The following is a 17,527-nucleotide window of genomic DNA, read 5'->3' on the forward strand; positions in this document are numbered from 1 at the left end:
TTATGCCAGCGGGATCGTGCTTATGGTCCCCTTCACGATTGTCCAGTTCAGAGAGTCACATGGCCGCCGATATTCGTTCCCTTGCCGCAACCATTGCCGCCGAGATCAATGCCCGCCCGGATCAGGCCAAATCAGCCATCGAGCTTCTCGACGAAGGCGCGACCGTGCCGTTCATAGCCCGCTACCGCAAGGAAGTGACGGGTGGTCTCGATGACACGCAGCTGCGCACGCTGGCCGAACGGCTGGTCTATCTGCGCGAACTGGAAGCCCGTCGCGCCGCCATCGTCGAATCCATCACCGGCCAGGGCAAGATGACCGACGAGCTTATGCGCAAGGTCGCCACCGTTGCCACCAAGGCTGAGCTGGAAGATCTTTATCTGCCTTATAAGCCCAAGCGCCGCACCCGCGCCGAAATCGCCAGGGAGCGCGGCCTCGGCCCGCTCGCCGACACGATCCTCGCCGATCGCTCGAAGGAGCCTGCGGCTCTCGCCGAAGGCTTCGTCACAGCCGAGGTTACGGATGTGAAGACGGCGCTCGAGGGTGCGCGCGACATCATCGCCGAAGGCATTGCCGAAAATGCCGACCTGCTCGGCAAGCTGCGCGGCTATATGAAGGTGAACGCCACCCTCAAAGCTGCCGTCGTCGACGGCAAGCAGGAAGCCGGCGCCAAATTCTCCGATTACTTCGCGCATCAGGAGCGCTGGGCGACGGCCCCCGGCCATCGTGCACTCGCCATGCTGCGCGGCTGGAACGAAGAGTTCCTGACGCTGAATATCGAAGTCGATGTTGATGCCGTCTCCCCGAACAAGCCTGTCGAGCGGATGATCACCACCGCCTACGAGATCGGCCCGAACCGGCCTGGCGACCGCTGGCTCACCGAGGTTGCGAGCTGGACGTGGCGTGTGAAGCTCTCCATGTCGCTGTCACTCGACCTGATGCGCGAATTGCGCGAGCGCGCCGAAGAAGAGGCGATCCATGTTTTCGCCCGGAATCTGAAGGATCTGCTGCTGGCTGCGCCCGCCGGCTCGCGCTCCACCATGGGCCTCGATCCGGGCATCCGTACCGGCGTCAAGGTGGCTGTCGTCGACGGCACCGGCAAGCTCTTGGAGACGACGACGGTCTATCCTTTCCCGCCGAAGAACGATGTGCGCGGCACGCAGGCGACCCTTGCGGCCCTCATCCGTAAGCACAAGGTCGAACTGATCTCCATCGGCAACGGCACCGGCAGCCGCGAGACGGAAAAGCTAGTGGCCGATATGCTGGCGGAATTGCCGGCGCCGAAGCCCACCAAGGTCATCGTCTCGGAGGCAGGCGCCTCCGTCTATTCCGCCTCGGAAACGGCAGCGTTTGAGTTCCCCGGCCTCGATGTCTCGCTGCGCGGTGCCGTCTCCATCGCCCGCCGCCTGCAGGATCCGCTGGCCGAACTGGTGAAGATTGAGCCGAAGTCGATCGGCGTCGGCCAATATCAGCACGATGTCGACCAGCAGAAGCTCTCCCGTTCGCTGGATGCGGTCGTCGAAGATGCTGTGAATGCCGTCGGCGTCGACCTGAACACGGCCTCGGCGCCGCTGCTGGCCCGCGTCTCCGGCCTCGGCCCCTCGATCGCCGAGGCGATCGTCAAGCATCGTGATGGTGAAGGCGCCTTCGAAACCCGTCGCGATCTGTTGAAGGTCGCGCGTCTCGGTCAACGCACCTTCGAGCAATGCGCGGGCTTCCTGCGCATCCCCAATGGCAAGGAGCCGCTGGATGCTTCCTCCGTGCATCCGGAAGCCTACGGCGTCGCCAAGAAGATTGTCGCCGCCTGCGGTCGCGACCTGCGCACGCTGATGGGCGATACGGCTGCGCTGAAGTCCGTTGATCCCAGACAGTTCATCGACGAGAAATTCGGTCTGCCGACCGTGCGAGATATCATCGCCGAGCTGGAGAAGCCCGGCCGCGACCCGCGTCCGAGCTTCAAGACCGCGACCTTCGCCGAAGGCGTGAACGAGATCAGCGACCTCAAGCTTGGCATGTTGCTGGAGGGGACTGTTACCAATGTCGCCGCCTTTGGCGCCTTCGTCGATATTGGCGTCCACCAGGACGGTTTGGTGCATGTCTCGCAACTGGCCGACCGCTTCGTCAAGGATCCGCATGAGGTCGTGAAGGCCGGCGACGTGGTCAAGGTGAGAGTGGTCGAGGTCGACGCGAAGCGGAAGCGAATCGCCCTGTCGATGCGCAAAGATGGCGGCACTGCGGCGACCCCCTCAGGGCGTGAGTCGCGCGAGCAGAACGGTGCTCGCAACGCTAGCGTTAAGAACAATAGCCGCCCAAAGACCGAAGAACGGGGTAGTTTTGGTGCCGCCTTGGCGGACGCACTCAAACGAAAATAAGGACTTAGCGAGAGATTATGCAAGAATGTCACACTCTGGCAGAGTTGTTGCCAGAGTGCCAACCTGTGCGAAAAGCTGATCTTGCCACTCAGCTGTGAGGCGCTAAAGTCTGCCTTAATGTCATGTCATAACATTCGAGGCGTCCATGGCGTCGGCACTTCTTTCTCTCGTTAAGAAACTCATCCGTAAAGGCTCCTTCAAGCTCACGCTCGCATCCGGCGAGACGCACACGATCGGTGACGGCTCCGGCGAAACGATCGTGGCGCGCATTGCCGACCAGCAGGCGGAAGACGCGATTGCGCGCGATCCGACGCTGAAGCTCGGCGAGATGTACATGGAGGGCCGCTTCATTCTAGAGCAGGGGGATATCTATGAATTCCTCTCGCTGGTGAAGCAGAATACCACCAACGAAATCTTCGATTTCCGCATGGCGGCGCTGCTCTTCAGCCGCATTGTCTGGCAGCAGCTCAAGAGCCGCTCGCCGGTCAATCGCAACAAATACAATGTTGCGCATCACTACGACCTGTCGGCGAAGCTGTTCGATCTCTTCCTCGATGAGGACTGGCAATATTCCTGCGCCTATTTCAATCCGCCCGGCATCAGCCTCTACGAAGCGCAGGTGGCCAAGAAGCGCCATATCGCCGCGAAGCTGTTGGTCGAGCCGGGTCAGAAGGTGCTGGAGATCGGTTCTGGCTGGGGTGGCATGGCCATGTATCTGGCCGAGGCCTATCCGGGCCTTGACGTCACCGGCATCACGCTCAGCGAAGAGCAGCTGAAAGTATCTCGCGAACGTGCGGCCAAGCGCGGCCTGTCCGATCGCGTCCGCTTCGAACTGCAGGACTATCGTTACCTGACCGGCAAGAAATTCGACCGCATCGTTTCCGTCGGCATGTTCGAACATGTCGGTATCGGCGATTACGGCAAGTTTTTCCGCAAGGTTTCGGAGCTGCTTGATGATAATGGCGTGATGTTGCTTCATTCCATCGCGCGTCCGAAGCCGAGCTACGCCACCAACGCCTTCATCGAAAAGTATATTTTCCCGGGTGGCTATATCCCGTCGATCGGCGAGACCACGCCGCCGCTCGAGAAGGCCGGTCTGCTGACGAGGGACGTCGAAACCCTGCCGATGCACTATGCCTATACGCTCAGGCATTGGCGCAACAACTTCGTCGCCCGCAAGGCCGACGCCGTTGCGCTCTACGACGAGAAGTTCTTCCGCATGTGGGAATTCTATCTGGCCGGCTCCGAAATGGGCTTCCGCTGGGATGAGCTTTTCATCATGCAGATTCAGATCGCCAAGAACCAGTTCGCCGTTCCCGACAACCGCAATTACATCGGCGAGCGCGAGGCAAAGCTCAGGGAATTCGAGGCAACGCGCGCGCCTCTGGAAAAGGTAACGTTCTAAAATTCCCTATCGTCACTTCATCGCGCCGGCCCTTGGATTTCCATGGGCCGGCGTTCGCATTTCTGGGTTGCCGTCGCCGGGTTGACCGACTTTCGGGCTATCGCCCGACATGAACCTTGAACGTTCCGTCCTGCACCGTGCCGTCGGTATGCAATCCCGTCAGCCGCAGCGTGAACTGACCCGTCCCGGTGAAGCCGGCGTTTGGCGTATAGTAGATGATGTTGCCCTGAACTGTCTTGCCGCTGCACAGATAGGCGTTGCTGTCCTTCGGGAATTTCGCGGCCACCGGGCCATGCTCGACCTCGACCTTGCCATGGGCCGGATCCTTGACGACGCCCGTATACGGGAAGCCTGCGAAGGTGCAATCCTGCTTTACAAGAGAAGCGCTGGTGATTTTTGTCTTCTTGCCGGATGCGGCCCTGACGGAAAACTGGCTTTGCTTGGCGCCGCTGATCGGAGTGCCGACACAGCTTGAGAGTGCCACGCCGATGCCGAGAAATAAGCCCAGGGAAATCAGGGATGTGGTCTTCATGTGTTTCTCTCTGCAGACTATGGGGCTTCGATTGATCAGATATTGCCCGCACCATCCGATCAATACCTGTGATTGAATAATCCATTTCGGATTTAAATCACCGCGACACGTCGGCGCAAAGCAACGGCTGGGCCGGTTTTCCACTTAAATTCGCTGCCGTCGGTAACAGTTCGTTGTGGTTAAGAGAGCGGTAACGCGATCCGAATAGTTTGGGGCAACTCTAGGGCCGCGTGTATGGCCTTTTGTATTGCGTATCAGGGGGTTGCATCATGTTCGCGAGATCGCGTCTTTTCATCAGTTTCGGTTTGCTCGTCGCTTCTGCTTCTGCGGCCGCCGCAGACGGCCAGCATTTCTGGTCGGGCAATTGGTATCTAAGCGTCGGCGCGGCCGGTTTCTCTGCGCCCAAATTCGAAGGCGGCAAGCACAACAGGCTGCAATGGCAGCCGCTGGTGTCGGTCGGCAGGCAGGGGCCAGGCCCGCGTTTCTCCTCGCGTAACGACAATCCGTCCTTCGCTCTCATCGAGAGTGATGCCTTTCGGGTCGGTATCGTCGGCAAGTTCGTGCGCAGCCGCGACACCAGCGACGGCAGTGAACTCAAAGGGCTTAAAAAGGTGAAGTGGGGCCTGGAGGCCGGCGGTTTCGCCGAGGTCTATCCGACCGATTGGCTGCGCGCGCGTGTCGAAGTGCGCCAGGGCATCCGTGCCCATAGCGGCCTCGTCGCCGATGCCGCCGTCGATGCCTTCACCGACATCACCCCGGAACTGCGCCTGTCCGGCGGCCCCCGTATGACTGTCGCCTCGAGCGACTATTTCAACACCTATTATGGCGTCAATGCCCGGGAGTCAGCGGCATCGGGCCTTAGCCCGTATAATCCGGGCGGCGGCGTCAAATCCGTTGGCGTTGGCGGCGCACTGACCTGGAAGGCATCGGAGAACTGGACCACCAGCACATTCCTCGAATATACGCGCCTGACTGGCCCTGCCGCCGACAGCAGCCTCGTGCGCGAGCGCGGCGACCGCAACCAGCTCCTCATTGGCATGTCGGCCAGCTACAAGTTCAACTTCACGGCCAACTGACGAATGAGCGGGGCTGCGGCCCCGTCGCCGCTTGACCTTGAACGCCTGATATCACTACTACTCGCTCATGCAAAAGACAGGCGACATCAACGGGCGCGTCGCTGACGCGCCATCCGGAAACTGGGTGTATCGAGTGCTGCCCCCGTGGCTCTGGCCCTATGCGCAGCTGGCGCGCTGGGACAGGCCGATCGGCTGGCAGCTCCTGATGTGGCCGTGTTTCTGGTCGGTGGCGCTCGCCGCCAATGCCTCGATTTCGATGGGACGGGGTTCGCCGGGCCTGGTCGTGATCTATCACCTCGCGCTTTATTTCATCGGCGCGGTCGCCATGCGGGGCGCCGGCTGCACCTATAATGATCTGGTCGACCACGAGATCGACATGTCGGTGGCGCGCACCCGGTCGCGCCCGCTGCCATCGGGCCGCGTGACGCGCCTTCAAGCCAAGGTCTTCATCGCGCTTCAGGCTCTCGTCGGCCTGCTGGTTGTGCTGCAGTTCAACTGGTTTACTGTTATCCTCGGCGTGCTGTCGCTCGGTATCGTCGCGCTCTATCCTTTCGCCAAGCGCTTCACCGACTGGCCGCAATTCTTCCTCGGGCTCGCTTTTTCCTGGGGCGCCCTGATGGGATGGGCCGGTCTTTTCGGTAACCTGTCCTTTGCGGCGATCGTTCTCTACCTGGCCGCCATCCTCTGGACGATCGGATACGACACGATCTATGCGCATCAGGACAAGGAAGACGACGAGCTGATCGGCGTACGTTCGACTGCGCGGTTGTTCGGCGACCAGACGCGCCTCTGGCTGGTCGGCCTCTACGGCGCGACGCTGCTTTTGATGCTGGTTGCCTTCGCCCTGGCCGGAGCAGGCGGCCTGTCCTACATCGGCCTGATCATTGCCGGCGGCATGTTCGCCTATCAGATCGCCGTGCTCGACATCAACGACGGGGAGCAATGCCTTGCCCTGTTCAAATCCAACAACCGGGTCGGTCTGATCATCTTTGCCGGGCTCTTTCTGTCGTTTCTGTTCCTCGTTCCTTAACAACCGCTGGTGAGGTTTTGTGGTGGCCTGTGAAATTCGCCTGGCACGGGAGGGGGATGCAGAAGCAATCAGCCTGGTGATCGTGGACGCGCTGCGCCGGACCAATGCCAGGGATTATTCCCCTGCGATTATCGATCGCGTCGTTGAAAACTTCAGCCCCGCCGCCGTGCGCAGCCTTCTGCGCTCTCGAATGGTCTTTGTCGCGGCTGAAGGCGGAGTGGTGTTCGGCGCCGGCAGCCTCGACGGAGCAGTCGTCCGCAGCGTATTCGTGTCGCCTTCGGCGCAGAAGCTGGGCATCGGCTCCAGGCTCATGACCGCGATCATCGGCGCAGCGCAAGCGCAAGGCGTCAAGACCCTAACCGTACCATCATCGGTCACCGCCCAAGGTTTCTACGCCAGGCTCGGTTTCGAGGTCGTGGAAGATCGTTATTACGGGGAAGAGCGCACGATCGTCATGGAGCGATCGTTGGAGCCATAATGATTGCGGCCGCGGGAGTGAATCTCGCGCGGCCGCTTTCTGATCGTATCGGGAATTGTCTTTGCCGGGCTCAGCGCCTTGCGATGATCTCGCGGCCTTCGATCTTCATCTTGATGCCGAGCTTGCCGGTGGAGCGGCGCACCAGGAAGCGCGGGCGGCGGTCGGCAAAGTAGGCGTGGCGACGACGCGGCTGGCTGTCCTGTGAACGGACGCCGCCGAGATGTTCTTCCAGCGGGCGAGCAACCCCGTCGGCTTCGATCATCAGCATCGGAATACGGAAGGCTTCCGACCAGGAGCGCCAGTCGGCGGCGATGTCGCTCAAGTCGTGAGCGACGAGGAGGGGGATGCAGAGGTCCGGATCGGAGTGATGCAGTTCCAGCGTGACGGTGACTTCGCCGTCGCCATGGTCGATGGCGCGGGCTGCAACACCCATGAAAGCGCGCTTTGGCAGAGCGACGGACAGCGGCAGTCCGCTGGACGGCAGGATCTTGCGCAGCACGGCGCCGCGCTCGTCGATCGTGATGGTGACGTCACCCTCGGCACCATTCATGGCGTAGCTGACCTGTTGCGGAAAGCGCGTCGGATCAAGTCGCAGTGTGGTTCCAGCCCAATCGGGCTTCAGGACGGTATTTGTCATCGATTCTCTACCCTTGCTTTACCTGAGAGCCGGTTTCCGGTCTTCTCTCGGAGAACTTTTGTCCTCTCGTTGTTGGGCAGATTAGGCGGCGTCCCTTCCAGACAGCTTAAAAATCGAGGTTAAGAAAACTTTGCGTCCTCAAATGGTTAGCAAAGTCGAATGCATCAGGGTTTCCATAAGGTGAATACACGGCAGGGCCGCCGCCTCAATATAGTACACGTATAAGACGAGTACGTGTAAGTCTCGGGTAAGGTTTGCATGTAATAATCGTAGATGGATTCGCCGACTATATTGAAGATCTATTGGGATTCTGCTGATGATTTCCACCTATCTTGGTTATACGATCGCAACCAGAGATATGGCCACCTCGCTCAACCAGGTGGCGACGCAGGCGCAAAGCAAGCGTCAGATCGACTATTACAATGCCAATATCGGCAAAGTAACCAACGTCGACGACTTCGTGAATGACTATCAGCTATACAGTTATGCCATGGAAGCCTACGGGCTCTCCGACATGACCTATGCCAAGGCCTTTATGAAACAGGTGCTGACGAGCAACCTGAGCGATTCCAGCAGTTTTGCGAACCAGCTGAACGATCCGCGATACAAGGCCTTTGCCGCGGCGTTCAATTTCGGCACGGGCAGCACGAATTCGGCGCAAACGAGCGCGCAGGAAGACGATCTCATCGGCCTTTATCAGCAATCGTTTACAAATGAAGAGACGTCCGCGGCTACCGAAACGAGCTATTACAGTCAGAATATCGGCTCGGTTAAGACGGTCGATGACCTTCTTGGCAATACGCGCCTGCGAAACTACGTGCTGCAGGCCTATGGCCTCGATCCGACCTATACCTCGAACGATAGCTTGAAGCAGATGCTGACGAGCGATCCAAACGATCCCAACAGCTATCTGAACCAGAACGGCGGCACGGCCGACAAGGCTCTTGCGGCCGCATTCAATTTCAACGCCGACGGTACGGTGAAGGCTTCGACGCCTGACAGCGACACGGCCTACTACCAGGCGAATATCGGCAATATCACCTCGGTCGATCAGCTGACCTCCAACCCGCGGCTTTTCCAGTACGTCAAGACTGCTCTCAACATTCCGGCCTATATCACCGCCGACCAGTTCAATGCTTCGGCCGAGGATGCCGGCGTCGCGACGTCGAACGGGCTGACGAGCGTCATGGCGCAATTCAATTTCCAGAGCGACGGGACCGTCGCCTCCGGTTCGCAGGCGCAAACGTCGGATCAGGTGAATGCCATGACGGCTGCCTATGCCACGAACTACGTCGGAGGGCCGCAGACGCTGGGTCAGCAGTCCGATGTGATGAGCGCCTACAATTCCACCGTACCGTCGTTCGTCACCAGTGTCGGTGCTGCAGACAACGACCAGTATTACAAGGATCACATCGGCTCGGTAACATCGATCGATCAACTGACGTCGGATTCGCGTCTCTTCGACTATATCAAGACGGCCTATGGTATCGATCCGACCACGCCCACGGTTGTTTTCAAGAACGCCTTCTCCGATCCGACGACCGCTTCGATCTTCGGTCTGACGAATGTCGTCGCCGCCTTCAATTTCCAATCGGACGGAACGCTCCCTGCAGGCCAGACAGCGCAGTCGCAAAGCGCGACCAATGCTGCCTCGACGGCCTACATGACCAATTACAAGACCTCGCAATCGAACCTGACGACGGACGCCGTCAACAACTATAAGAACCGCCTTGGCAACGTGAAGACCATCAAGGACTTCTTCGCGAGCAATACCGCTGACGGCAGTACATCCAACGACAGCGCGCCAGAACTCTATCAGATGGCGCTGCGCGCCTACGGCATCGGCCCGAACGAGGTGACGAAGTCGCAACTGACGCAGATTCTCGAGAGCGATCCCTATGATCCGAAGAGCTACGTCAGTTCGCTGAAGGATACTCGCTTCACGGCGCTCGCCGAGGCTTTCAACTTCGACAGCAAGGGCAATCTGAAGGCTCCGGTTCAGTCGCTGTCGCCGACGCAGGTCAACAGTTTCATCTCTCAATACTCCACCCACAGCACGGCAGGGCTGACGGGCGCGCTGTTGACCAAGGCCACCAGCGATGCCAAGGACGCCGGCACCTACTTTGCAACCAACATTGCCAACGTAAAGAGCGTCACGGATCTGCTGGCCGACAGCAAGCTCACCAATTTCGTCCTCGCAGCCAACGGCATCGATCCGAAAACCGTCGACACGGCGACGCTGAAGAAGGCTTTCGCTTCCGATCCGTCCGATCCGAAGAGCTTCGTCAACACCTCCGATGGCGCCAAGTTCAAGAGTATCGTAGAGGCGTTCAACTTCGGCACGGATGGCAATCTGACCGACAGCAAGCTCGGTTCGGCACAAAACCAGGGGGCGCTGTCGGCGACCAACGATCTCTTCCTGCATCAGACGCTGGAAGACCAGCAGGGCGACACGAATCCCGGCGTGCGGTTGGCGCTATATTTCCAGCGCAAGGCCCCGAGTATCAACTCGGTCTACGATATCATGGGGGATGCGGCGCTCTACGAGGTCATCACAACGACCTTCAGCCTGCCGAGCGCCATGTCGTCCATGGATGTGGATACGCAGGCCAAGATGCTGGGCAATTTCATCAACGTCAGCGATCTGCAGGATCCGACCAAGGTCAACTCGCTGCTGCAGCGATTCTCCGCGATGTACGACATGCAGAACGATACGACGTCCTCCACGTCGCCGGCCCTATCGATTCTCAGTGGCTCCTCGTCCGGCGTTGGCATCAGCGCCGACACGCTGCTCTCGATCGCGCAACTGTCGTCGTCGAGGTAACGCGCCAAACAAAAAAATCCAGCCGTCCCCTTTGCTGTGTTCCTGCACGGCAAAGCTGTTTCCGCGCGCCTGTTTGCGGGGGATTTCCGATGTTGTTTCGGCGGCACAGGAGGCGGGAATTAAGAGCTTTCAGGGGTGTCAGGAAGGAACTTATTAACCATCCTTGCCCTATTCGATTTGAGAAGCCATCGGCAATATCAATGACTGGGTTGCAGGTCTCATGCGTCTTTCCCGAACGACACTTTCAAATGCGTCTCAAGGCGTCCCGCCAGAGGGCGAACTCGAAGCCGAACAGGCGGCCGAAGAGGCTCGCCGGGCCGAGCAGATCGCTGCTCGCCGGGCTTTCCTGGAAGAGAAGATCCGCAATGCCCGCGAAGCCAAGCGCAAGGCCGAGGAGCAGCGCCGGGCCGAGGAACTGCGTTGCGCCGAAGAGGCAAGGCAGAGGACTGCCGCAGCCCCGAAACCGGTCGTAGAAGCCTTGCAGGCAACACCTGCGGAGAGCACGCCGGTGATGCCGGTCCTGCCGCAGGGAATTTCCGCGGAGGATCTTGCTTCGCCAGGCTGGCAGAACGCGTTCCTCATGGGGCCGAACGTTCGGTTCACCCGCACGCGCGAAAACGAAATCATCAGCCGCCGACCTGTTGCGGAACCTCCCGTCGAGGTCGCGCGGCCGGTCCCCACGCACGTCGCGATGCGGGTGATGGAGCAGCCCGTTGTCGAAGCTGCGCCGGCCATCATCGCGCCGCAGCCGGTCCAGCCTGCCGAATTCCACTTGCCGCCGCTTGAGGACATGCCTTTCGCGGTCGAAGGCTACATGCCGTCAGTAATTCAGAAATCCCCGGCGACCTCGCCGGACGCATTGGAGATGACCGTTATCGCTACCGCATTTTCGAAGGCTCCGGCGATCGCGCTGGATGCTTCCTCTGTTCAGTCAAGTGTTCCCGAGTCTGTAGTCGCGCCTGTGGTCGAGTCGCGGCTTACCCATCTTTCCGATTTCGCCTTCTGGGACGCGATGCCTTTCGACGGCGAATTCGTGTCCGCCATCAAGGGTGCGCCGGCCCAGCCGGTGATGATCCCCGAGCTTGAGGTCGAAGCCGAATCGATCGTCGCGAAATTCCGTGTTGTCGAATGCCGTCGGCCCGCAACTGCTGCCGAAGTCCAGCTGGCCGCCGAAGTGCCTGCCGTGATGGGAGTCGTGGCCCCGATCGTGGCCGCTTCTGTCCTGGCGCCGGCACCTGTCAGCACACCCGCCATGGACGAATTGGCGGCATGGGATGCCGTCGTTCAGACCGCTGTCGTCGAGGCAACGTCCGAGACCACCGCGCCGGCTCCTGCCGAGCCGCAAGTCATTGCCGCGCCGGACGCATTCGTGCCCCCCGCTTTCGTGGCTGCCGTCTACGGTGCAGACGCTGCTCCAGCAGAGGAAGCCCGTCCGACCCCGGTCATGGTCCTGGCCCCGATGCCGACGAAGGTCGTTGCAGCCGCACCGGTCGAACCCGTTGCCAAGGCCGCACCGGCACTCCCGGCCGTCGAGGCCGCAGCGCAGCGTTTGATCGACGCGCCGCCATCGCGGATCACGCCGCGCCGGCCCGCATTGCTGACGCCGCCTGAATGGCGGCCGATTGCCCGTAGCGCCGACGGCGAGTACGAGTTGCCGCCGCGCGAATTGCTGCAGGAGCCCGCCGTCCGTTCCGGCGTGATCATGACGCAGGAAACGCTGGAGCAGAATGCCGGCCTGCTGGAAAGCGTGCTGGAAGACTTCGGCGTCAAGGGCGAGATCATTCACGTTCGCCCCGGCCCGGTCGTCACCCTTTATGAATTCGAGCCGGCGCCCGGCGTCAAATCCTCGCGCGTCATCAATCTCGCAGACGATATCGCCCGTTCGATGTCGGCGCTGTCGGCCCGCGTTGCTGTGGTTCCCGGCCGCAATGTCATCGGTATCGAGCTGCCGAACGTCAATCGTGAGACCGTGTACTTCCGCGAGATGATCGATTCGCCCGACTTCGAGAAGAGCGGCTACAAGTTGGCGCTCGGCCTCGGCAAGACGATCGGTGGCGAGCCGGTCATTGCCGAACTCGCGAAGATGCCGCACCTGCTCGTTGCCGGCACCACCGGCTCGGGCAAGTCCGTCGCCATCAACACCATGATCCTGTCGTTGCTCTACCGCATGACGCCGGAACAGTGCCGCCTGATCATGGTCGATCCGAAGATGCTGGAACTCTCCGTCTATGACGGCATCCCGCACCTGCTGACCCCCGTCGTCACCGATCCCAAGAAGGCCGTCATGGCGCTGAAGTGGGCGGTTCGCGAAATGGAGGATCGCTACAAGAAGATGTCGCGCCTCGGCGTGCGCAACATCGACGGCTACAACAGCCGCGTCGCCTCCGCCAAGGAAAAGGGTGAGACGATCCACGTCATGGTACAGACCGGCTTCGACAAGGGCACGGGTGCCCCGATCGAAGAAAGCCAGGAAATGGACCTGACGCCGATGCCGTATATCGTCGTCATCGTCGACGAAATGGCCGACCTGATGATGGTCGCCGGCAAGGAAATCGAAGGCGCGATCCAGCGTCTGGCGCAAATGGCGCGTGCCGCTGGCATCCATTTGATCATGGCGACACAGCGTCCGTCTGTCGACGTCATCACCGGCACGATCAAGGCGAACTTCCCGACGCGCATCTCTTTCCAGGTGACGTCGAAGATCGACAGCCGCACCATTCTCGGCGAACAGGGCGCCGAGCAGCTGCTCGGCCAGGGCGATATGCTGCACATGGCCGGCGGCGGCCGCATTTCCCGTGTTCACGGACCCTTCGTTTCCGACGAGGAAGTCGAAAAGGTCGTGGCCCACCTGAAGCTGCAAGGCCGTCCGGAATATCTCGATACGGTTACGGCCGATGAGGATGAGGAAGCCGAAGAGGAAGATACGGCCGTCTTCGACAAGGGCGCGATCGCCTCGGAAGATGGCGACGATCTCTACGAGCAGGCGATCAAGGTGGTCATGCGCGACAAGAAGTGCTCGACGTCCTACATCCAGCGCCGCCTCGGTATCGGCTACAACCGCGCCGCCTCGCTCGTCGAGCGCATGGAAAAAGACGGTCTGGTCGGGCCTGCCAACCACGTCGGCAAGCGCGAGATCATCACCGGCAACCGCAACGGCGGTGGCAATGCCAGCCAGGAAGATTTCGATTGATCAAGCAGGCTGCAAAGCCCGCGCGACACCGGAACGACAGTATGAGGCGGCTTTCCAATGGAAGGCCGCTTCTTTTTATCAAACCCGCTCGAGCTTCATATGTGGCAGCGGCGGCAGCTCGACGCGGATGGCGTCGTCAGGTTGCACCCGGCCCCCCCGCGAAACGATGCCCATGATTCCGGCTTTGCGGATCAGGCCGCCATCGGCATCGCGATCGAGTACGGCATGCAAGAGACCCTTTTGAAAATCGTCGATCTGCTTGCAGGGATTGCGCAAGCCCGTCACCTCGACGATCGCATCGTCGCCGATATGCAGGCGGGTGCCCTGGGGCAGGGAAAGCAGGTCTATCCCTCTGGTGGCGATGTTCTCACCCATGTCGCCCGGAACGACAGAAAAACCCTTCTCGGTCAGTTCCTCGAACAACTCTTCGTGGATGATATGCACCTGGCGCAGGTTGGGCTGCGTCGGATCGGCCGCGACGCGCGAGCGATGTTTTACCGTCACCCCCATATGCGCGTCGCCTTCGACGCCAAGGCCGGTCAGCAATTGGATATGATCCCTGATCTGCTTGCTAAACCCATGCACGCCACTGCTGCTGACCGTTGTCACATATATGCGCTTGTCGACCATGCCGAACCCTTCCATAAACAATCCGGATCTTTATAAATTGGTATATACCAATTTCAAGGCGACAGAATTGTGATGGATGAAAAAAATCGACAGGACGCAGGCGTAAAATCCGGCAGTGGCTGGGCGAGTGTTGCCGCAGAGCTGCGAAACGCTATCGACGAAGGCAGACATGCTCCCGGCAGCCGCCTGCCGAGCGAACGCGCCCTGTCCGAACAGTTTGGGGTCTCGCGGGTCACGATGCGACGCGCGATCGCCGAATTGGAGGGGGAGGGGTTGCTGCGCGTGGCGCGTGGAAGCGGCGCTTATGTCCGCGCCGACATGCCCGTCCGCTTCAAACTCGGTGACAAGGTCCGGTTCGGCAAGGATCTTACTGCGAGGGATGCAAATCTCACCCGCAAGGTTCTCTCGACCCGGGAAATTCCAGCCAGTGCCGATATCGCTAAGCGGCTTAATCTGCAGCAGGGCGAAGCGGTACTGGAAATGTGCGTGGTCGCCTATGCCGATGCGCTTCCCGTCTCGGTCGTCATGCGCAGTTGCTCGGCGGAACGCTTTACCGATCTTGCGGAGAAGTTTGCCGCGACGGGCTCGTTCACAACGGCGCTGAGGGATTACGGCGTGACGGACTACTGGCGTCGCTCCACCGACATCACGGCGCGCATGCCGACGGAGGCTGAAGCACGTTTCCTGCAGCAATCCCGGCAGGTACCGGTGCTTGCCTATGCCGGGGAAGACATCGATGCCAACGGCACGATCATCTCGTGCCAGATCGGCTGCTTCGCCTCCGAGCGGGTTGTCGTAACGGTCTGAGCATTTCCAGGAAAGGTGCGCAGCGGTTTTCCGTCTGGAATGCGTTGGGAAATAATAAGATAGAGCTTTTCCGCGATTCGAAGAAAAGCGGAAAAGCTCTTGAGTCTCAGACCTTGAGAACCTTGCCTGGATTCATGATGCCGGACGGATCGAAGGCGATCTTGATCCGGCGCATCAGGTCGATCTCGATATCGGAGCGGATCGAAGCCAGCTCGTCGCGCTTCAACTGGCCGATGCCATGCTCGGCGGAGATCGAGCCGCCGTGCTGCAGCACCAGCCCGTGCACGATCTTGTTCATCTCGCGCCAGTGGCCGATGAACTCGGCCTTGTCGGCACCGACGGGCTGGGAGATGTTGTAGTGGATGTTGCCGTCGCCCATGTGGCCGAAGGCGCAGACGCGTGCGCCCGGCATGGCGGCGACAACGGCCTTTTCGGCTTCCGCCATGAATTGCGGGATCTGCGCCACCGGCACGGAAACATCGTGCTTGATCGAGCCGCCTTCCGGCTTCTGCGCGTCCGACATGCTCTCGCGCATATGCCAGATGGCCTGTTGTTGCGCCTCGGAGCTGGCTATGGTCGCATCCTGGATCAGGCCGTCCTCATAGCCCTGTTCGAGCAGCGCCGTCATCATCCGCTCAGCCGTCTCAGCCGAATCGGAGGTGGATATGTCGATCAGCACATACCAGGGGTGGGCAGTCTCAAGCGGATCGCGCACGCCCGCAATATGTCGAGCGGTGAACTCGACACCGATGCGCGGCATCAGCTCGAAGCCGGTCAGCGCCGTGCCGCAGAGGCTCGATGCGTTTTTGAACAGGGTGAGCGCATCCTCGACCGATTGCAGCCCGGCAAAGGCGACCTGGTGACCGAGAGGTTGCGGAAAGAGTTTCAGCACAGCGCCCGTGATGACGCCAAGCGTGCCTTCTGCGCCGATGAAGAGATCGCGCAGGTCGTAGCCGGTATTGTCCTTCTTCAGGCGGCGCAGGCCGTTCCAAATCTCGCCCGTGGGCAGCACGACTTCGAGGCCGAGGCAGAGCTGGCGCATGTTGCCATAGGCAAGAACAGCCGTGCCGCCTGCATTGGTGGAAAGATTGCCGGCGATGCGGCAGGAGCCTTCCGAGCCGAGCGACAGCGGAAACATGCGGCCATGCTCCGCCGCGGCCTTGTGGACATCGGCGAGAATGCAGCCGCCGTCGACAACGATCGTATTGCCGACCGGATCGATATCACGCACGCGGTTCATGCGCTCCAGCGACAGGATGATGTCGGAGCCGTCCTCGCGCGGCGTCTGACCGCCGACGAGGCCGGTATTGCCGGTCTGGGGAACGATGGCCGCGCCAGTCTCGCTGGCAAGCTTGAGGATCGCGGAAACCTCTTCCACCGAGCCGGGCTTCAGCAGCATGGGCGAAGCCCCATGATAGAGCCCGCGGTTCTCAACGAGATGCGGCGCGATATCCGCCTGGTCCCGTAGGGCATGTTTCTCGCCGACGATAGCGGCGAAGCGATCGAGGAGGTCGGAAGAGGGGACGGAGCTGCTCATGGCGTGTCCTTTGCCTGATGGTGTCGGGCTGATTTACTCTCTGGGCGCGGCCGCGCGCCGCAGCCGGTCGTTGATGGCCTCGCCGAGGCCCTCGTCGGGAATATGCGAAAAGGCAATGGTCGCAGCGCCGGTGGCATCGGCGCGCTTCATGAAATCGAAGAGGTTCGCAGCGGCTTCGGAGAGATCGCCGCTAGCGCTCAGATCGAGCACGGCAAGGGCATTCTCGCTGCCGGGGATGTCTGGCGTCCCGAAGCGGATCAGCGCTTCGTTCGCGGAAACATCTGTCGCGTCGAGCCGCACGGCTGCACCCGGTGCATAATGCGAGGCCATCATGCCGGGCGCCTCGATGGCGGCCGAAGCCTTCTTCTTGCGCTTCAGCACCTTGCCGGCAACGCGCTCGATCTCGCTTGCCGCCAGACCACCTGGCCGCAGAAGACGCATCTCGCCATTCTCGACCTTGACGATGGTCGACTCCACGCCGACGACCGAGGCTCCGGCATCGAGAATAAGGGTAATCCGTTCCCCGAGATCGTCATCGACATGATCGGCGCTGGTGGCGCTGATCTTGCCAGAGGTATTGGCGCTCGGCGCGGCAAGGGGGCGATCAAAGGCGCGGATCAACTCGCCGGCAAAGCCTTGCGGCACGCGGATGCCGACGGTGTCGAGACCGGCTGTTGCAAGCGGATGAATGCCGCTATCGGGCCTGAGCGGCAGCACCAGCGTCAGCGGGCCGGGCCAGAAAGCTTCTGCGAGCTTGCGGGAGATCGGATCGAAGACCGCATACCGCTCTGCCATGGCAAGATCGCTCATATGGCAGATCAGCGGATTGAAGCGCGGACGGCCCTTCGTCTCGTAGATCCGGGTAATCGCGGCTGGATTGGTGGCGTCAGCCGCAAGGCCGTAGACCGTCTCCGTCGGCAACCCGATGGGCAAACCCTCGGCGAGCGTCGCCGAGGCAACGTCGATCGCCGTTTGCGGATGTTCGAGAATGTCTATGTGTCGTGCCATGGCC

13 protein-coding genes are annotated in these 17,527 nt (G+C 60.8%); 8 read left to right on the forward strand and 5 right to left on the reverse strand.

Translation table 11 applies throughout. From position 1 onward, the window contains the following. Positions 1–59 precede the first annotated feature (59 nt). Together ACIQJ2_RS16065 and ACIQJ2_RS16070 are read left to right on the forward strand one after the other, a co-directional pair. Positions 60–2,369, forward strand: coding sequence for a Tex family protein (locus tag ACIQJ2_RS16065; RefSeq protein ID WP_400667565.1), 2,310 nt, complete (start codon positions 60–62; stop codon positions 2,367–2,369). Positions 2,370–2,514: 145 nt separating this feature from the next. After that, positions 2,515–3,774, forward strand: a complete 1,260-nt coding sequence (locus tag ACIQJ2_RS16070; RefSeq protein ID WP_400667563.1) for a class I SAM-dependent methyltransferase — start codon at positions 2,515–2,517, stop codon at positions 3,772–3,774. A gap of 97 nt (positions 3,775–3,871) precedes the next feature. On the opposite strand, the gene ACIQJ2_RS16075 is transcribed toward ACIQJ2_RS16070, so the two are convergent. After that, positions 3,872–4,306, reverse strand: coding sequence for a hypothetical protein (locus tag ACIQJ2_RS16075; protein ID WP_400667561.1), 435 nt, complete (start codon positions 4,304–4,306; stop codon positions 3,872–3,874). Between the two features lie 269 nt (positions 4,307–4,575). Between ACIQJ2_RS16075 and ACIQJ2_RS16080 the strand changes: the two genes are divergently transcribed. From ACIQJ2_RS16080 to ACIQJ2_RS16090, 3 genes are all read left to right on the forward strand, one after another. After that, entirely contained in the window at positions 4,576–5,382 is an 807-nt protein-coding gene (locus tag ACIQJ2_RS16080) for a MipA/OmpV family protein (RefSeq protein ID WP_400667559.1), read from the forward strand. Between the two features lie 67 nt (positions 5,383–5,449). Further along, positions 5,450–6,412 carry a 4-hydroxybenzoate octaprenyltransferase gene (ubiA, locus tag ACIQJ2_RS16085; protein ID WP_199145502.1) on the forward strand — a complete coding sequence of 321 codons (963 nt, stop codon included), beginning with the start codon at positions 5,450–5,452 and terminating at the stop codon, positions 6,410–6,412. A gap of 22 nt (positions 6,413–6,434) precedes the next feature. After that, entirely contained in the window at positions 6,435–6,890 is a 456-nt protein-coding gene (locus ACIQJ2_RS16090; RefSeq protein ID WP_400667557.1) for a GNAT family N-acetyltransferase, read from the forward strand. A 70-nt stretch (positions 6,891–6,960) separates the two neighbouring features. Here the strand turns inward: ACIQJ2_RS16090 and ACIQJ2_RS16095 are convergent, their stop codons facing one another. After that, entirely contained in the window at positions 6,961–7,527 is a 567-nt protein-coding gene (locus tag ACIQJ2_RS16095; RefSeq protein ID WP_400667555.1) for a DUF6101 family protein, read from the reverse strand. A gap of 316 nt (positions 7,528–7,843) precedes the next feature. Here ACIQJ2_RS16095 and ACIQJ2_RS16100 point away from each other — a divergent pair, with 316 nt between their 5' ends. Both ACIQJ2_RS16100 and ACIQJ2_RS16105 read left to right on the forward strand, forming a co-directional pair. After that, a complete protein-coding gene (locus tag ACIQJ2_RS16100) occupies positions 7,844–10,351 on the forward strand; it encodes a DUF1217 domain-containing protein (RefSeq protein ID WP_400667553.1) in 2,508 nt (835 codons plus the stop codon). A 220-nt stretch (positions 10,352–10,571) separates the two neighbouring features. Further along, positions 10,572–13,541 carry a DNA translocase FtsK gene (locus ACIQJ2_RS16105; protein ID WP_400667551.1) on the forward strand — a complete coding sequence of 990 codons (2,970 nt, stop codon included), beginning with the start codon at positions 10,572–10,574 and terminating at the stop codon, positions 13,539–13,541. A 78-nt stretch (positions 13,542–13,619) separates the two neighbouring features. Here the strand turns inward: ACIQJ2_RS16105 and ACIQJ2_RS16110 are convergent, their stop codons facing one another. Then, positions 13,620–14,171 carry an MOSC domain-containing protein gene (locus ACIQJ2_RS16110; protein WP_400667549.1) on the reverse strand — a complete coding sequence of 184 codons (552 nt, stop codon included), beginning with the start codon at positions 14,169–14,171 and terminating at the stop codon, positions 13,620–13,622. Between the two features lie 72 nt (positions 14,172–14,243). Between ACIQJ2_RS16110 and phnF the strand changes: the two genes are divergently transcribed. Further along, on the forward strand, positions 14,244–14,978 hold the full coding sequence (gene phnF, locus ACIQJ2_RS16115) for a phosphonate metabolism transcriptional regulator PhnF (RefSeq protein ID WP_400667547.1): 735 nt from the start codon (positions 14,244–14,246) through the stop codon (positions 14,976–14,978). Positions 14,979–15,084: 106 nt separating this feature from the next. On the opposite strand, the gene ACIQJ2_RS16120 is transcribed toward phnF, so the two are convergent. Together ACIQJ2_RS16120 and ACIQJ2_RS16125 are read right to left on the reverse strand one after the other, a co-directional pair. Next, on the reverse strand, positions 15,085–16,515 hold the full coding sequence (locus ACIQJ2_RS16120) for an FAD-binding oxidoreductase (RefSeq protein ID WP_400667545.1): 1,431 nt from the start codon (positions 16,513–16,515) through the stop codon (positions 15,085–15,087). Positions 16,516–16,548: 33 nt separating this feature from the next. Next, positions 16,549–17,523 (reverse strand): L-threonylcarbamoyladenylate synthase, encoded by a 975-nt coding sequence (locus ACIQJ2_RS16125; protein ID WP_400667543.1) that lies wholly within the window; start codon positions 17,521–17,523, stop codon positions 16,549–16,551. Positions 17,524–17,527 lie beyond the last annotated feature (4 nt).

Source organism: Rhizobium sp. NPDC092011, from assembly GCF_044756305.1.
Lineage (GTDB): Bacteria > Pseudomonadota > Alphaproteobacteria > Rhizobiales > Rhizobiaceae > Rhizobium.

Coding starts and splice junctions, on each gene's coding strand:
- ACIQJ2_RS16065 (WP_400667565.1), top strand. CDS start 60: ATGGCCGCCGATATTCGTTCCCTTGCCGCAACCATTGCCGCCGAGATC.
- ACIQJ2_RS16070 (WP_400667563.1), top strand. CDS start 2,515: ATGGCGTCGGCACTTCTTTCTCTCGTTAAGAAACTCATCCGTAAAGGC.
- ACIQJ2_RS16075 (WP_400667561.1), bottom strand. CDS start 4,306: ATGAAGACCACATCCCTGATTTCCCTGGGCTTATTTCTCGGCATCGGC.
- ACIQJ2_RS16080 (WP_400667559.1), top strand. CDS start 4,576: ATGTTCGCGAGATCGCGTCTTTTCATCAGTTTCGGTTTGCTCGTCGCT.
- ubiA (WP_199145502.1), top strand. CDS start 5,450: ATGCAAAAGACAGGCGACATCAACGGGCGCGTCGCTGACGCGCCATCC.
- ACIQJ2_RS16095 (WP_400667555.1), bottom strand. CDS start 7,527: ATGACAAATACCGTCCTGAAGCCCGATTGGGCTGGAACCACACTGCGA.
- ACIQJ2_RS16100 (WP_400667553.1), top strand. CDS start 7,844: ATGATTTCCACCTATCTTGGTTATACGATCGCAACCAGAGATATGGCC.
- ACIQJ2_RS16105 (WP_400667551.1), top strand. CDS start 10,572: ATGCGTCTTTCCCGAACGACACTTTCAAATGCGTCTCAAGGCGTCCCG.
- ACIQJ2_RS16110 (WP_400667549.1), bottom strand. CDS start 14,171: ATGGTCGACAAGCGCATATATGTGACAACGGTCAGCAGCAGTGGCGTG.
- phnF (WP_400667547.1), top strand. CDS start 14,244: ATGGATGAAAAAAATCGACAGGACGCAGGCGTAAAATCCGGCAGTGGC.
- ACIQJ2_RS16120 (WP_400667545.1), bottom strand. CDS start 16,515: ATGAGCAGCTCCGTCCCCTCTTCCGACCTCCTCGATCGCTTCGCCGCT.
- ACIQJ2_RS16125 (WP_400667543.1), bottom strand. CDS start 17,523: ATGGCACGACACATAGACATTCTCGAACATCCGCAAACGGCGATCGAC.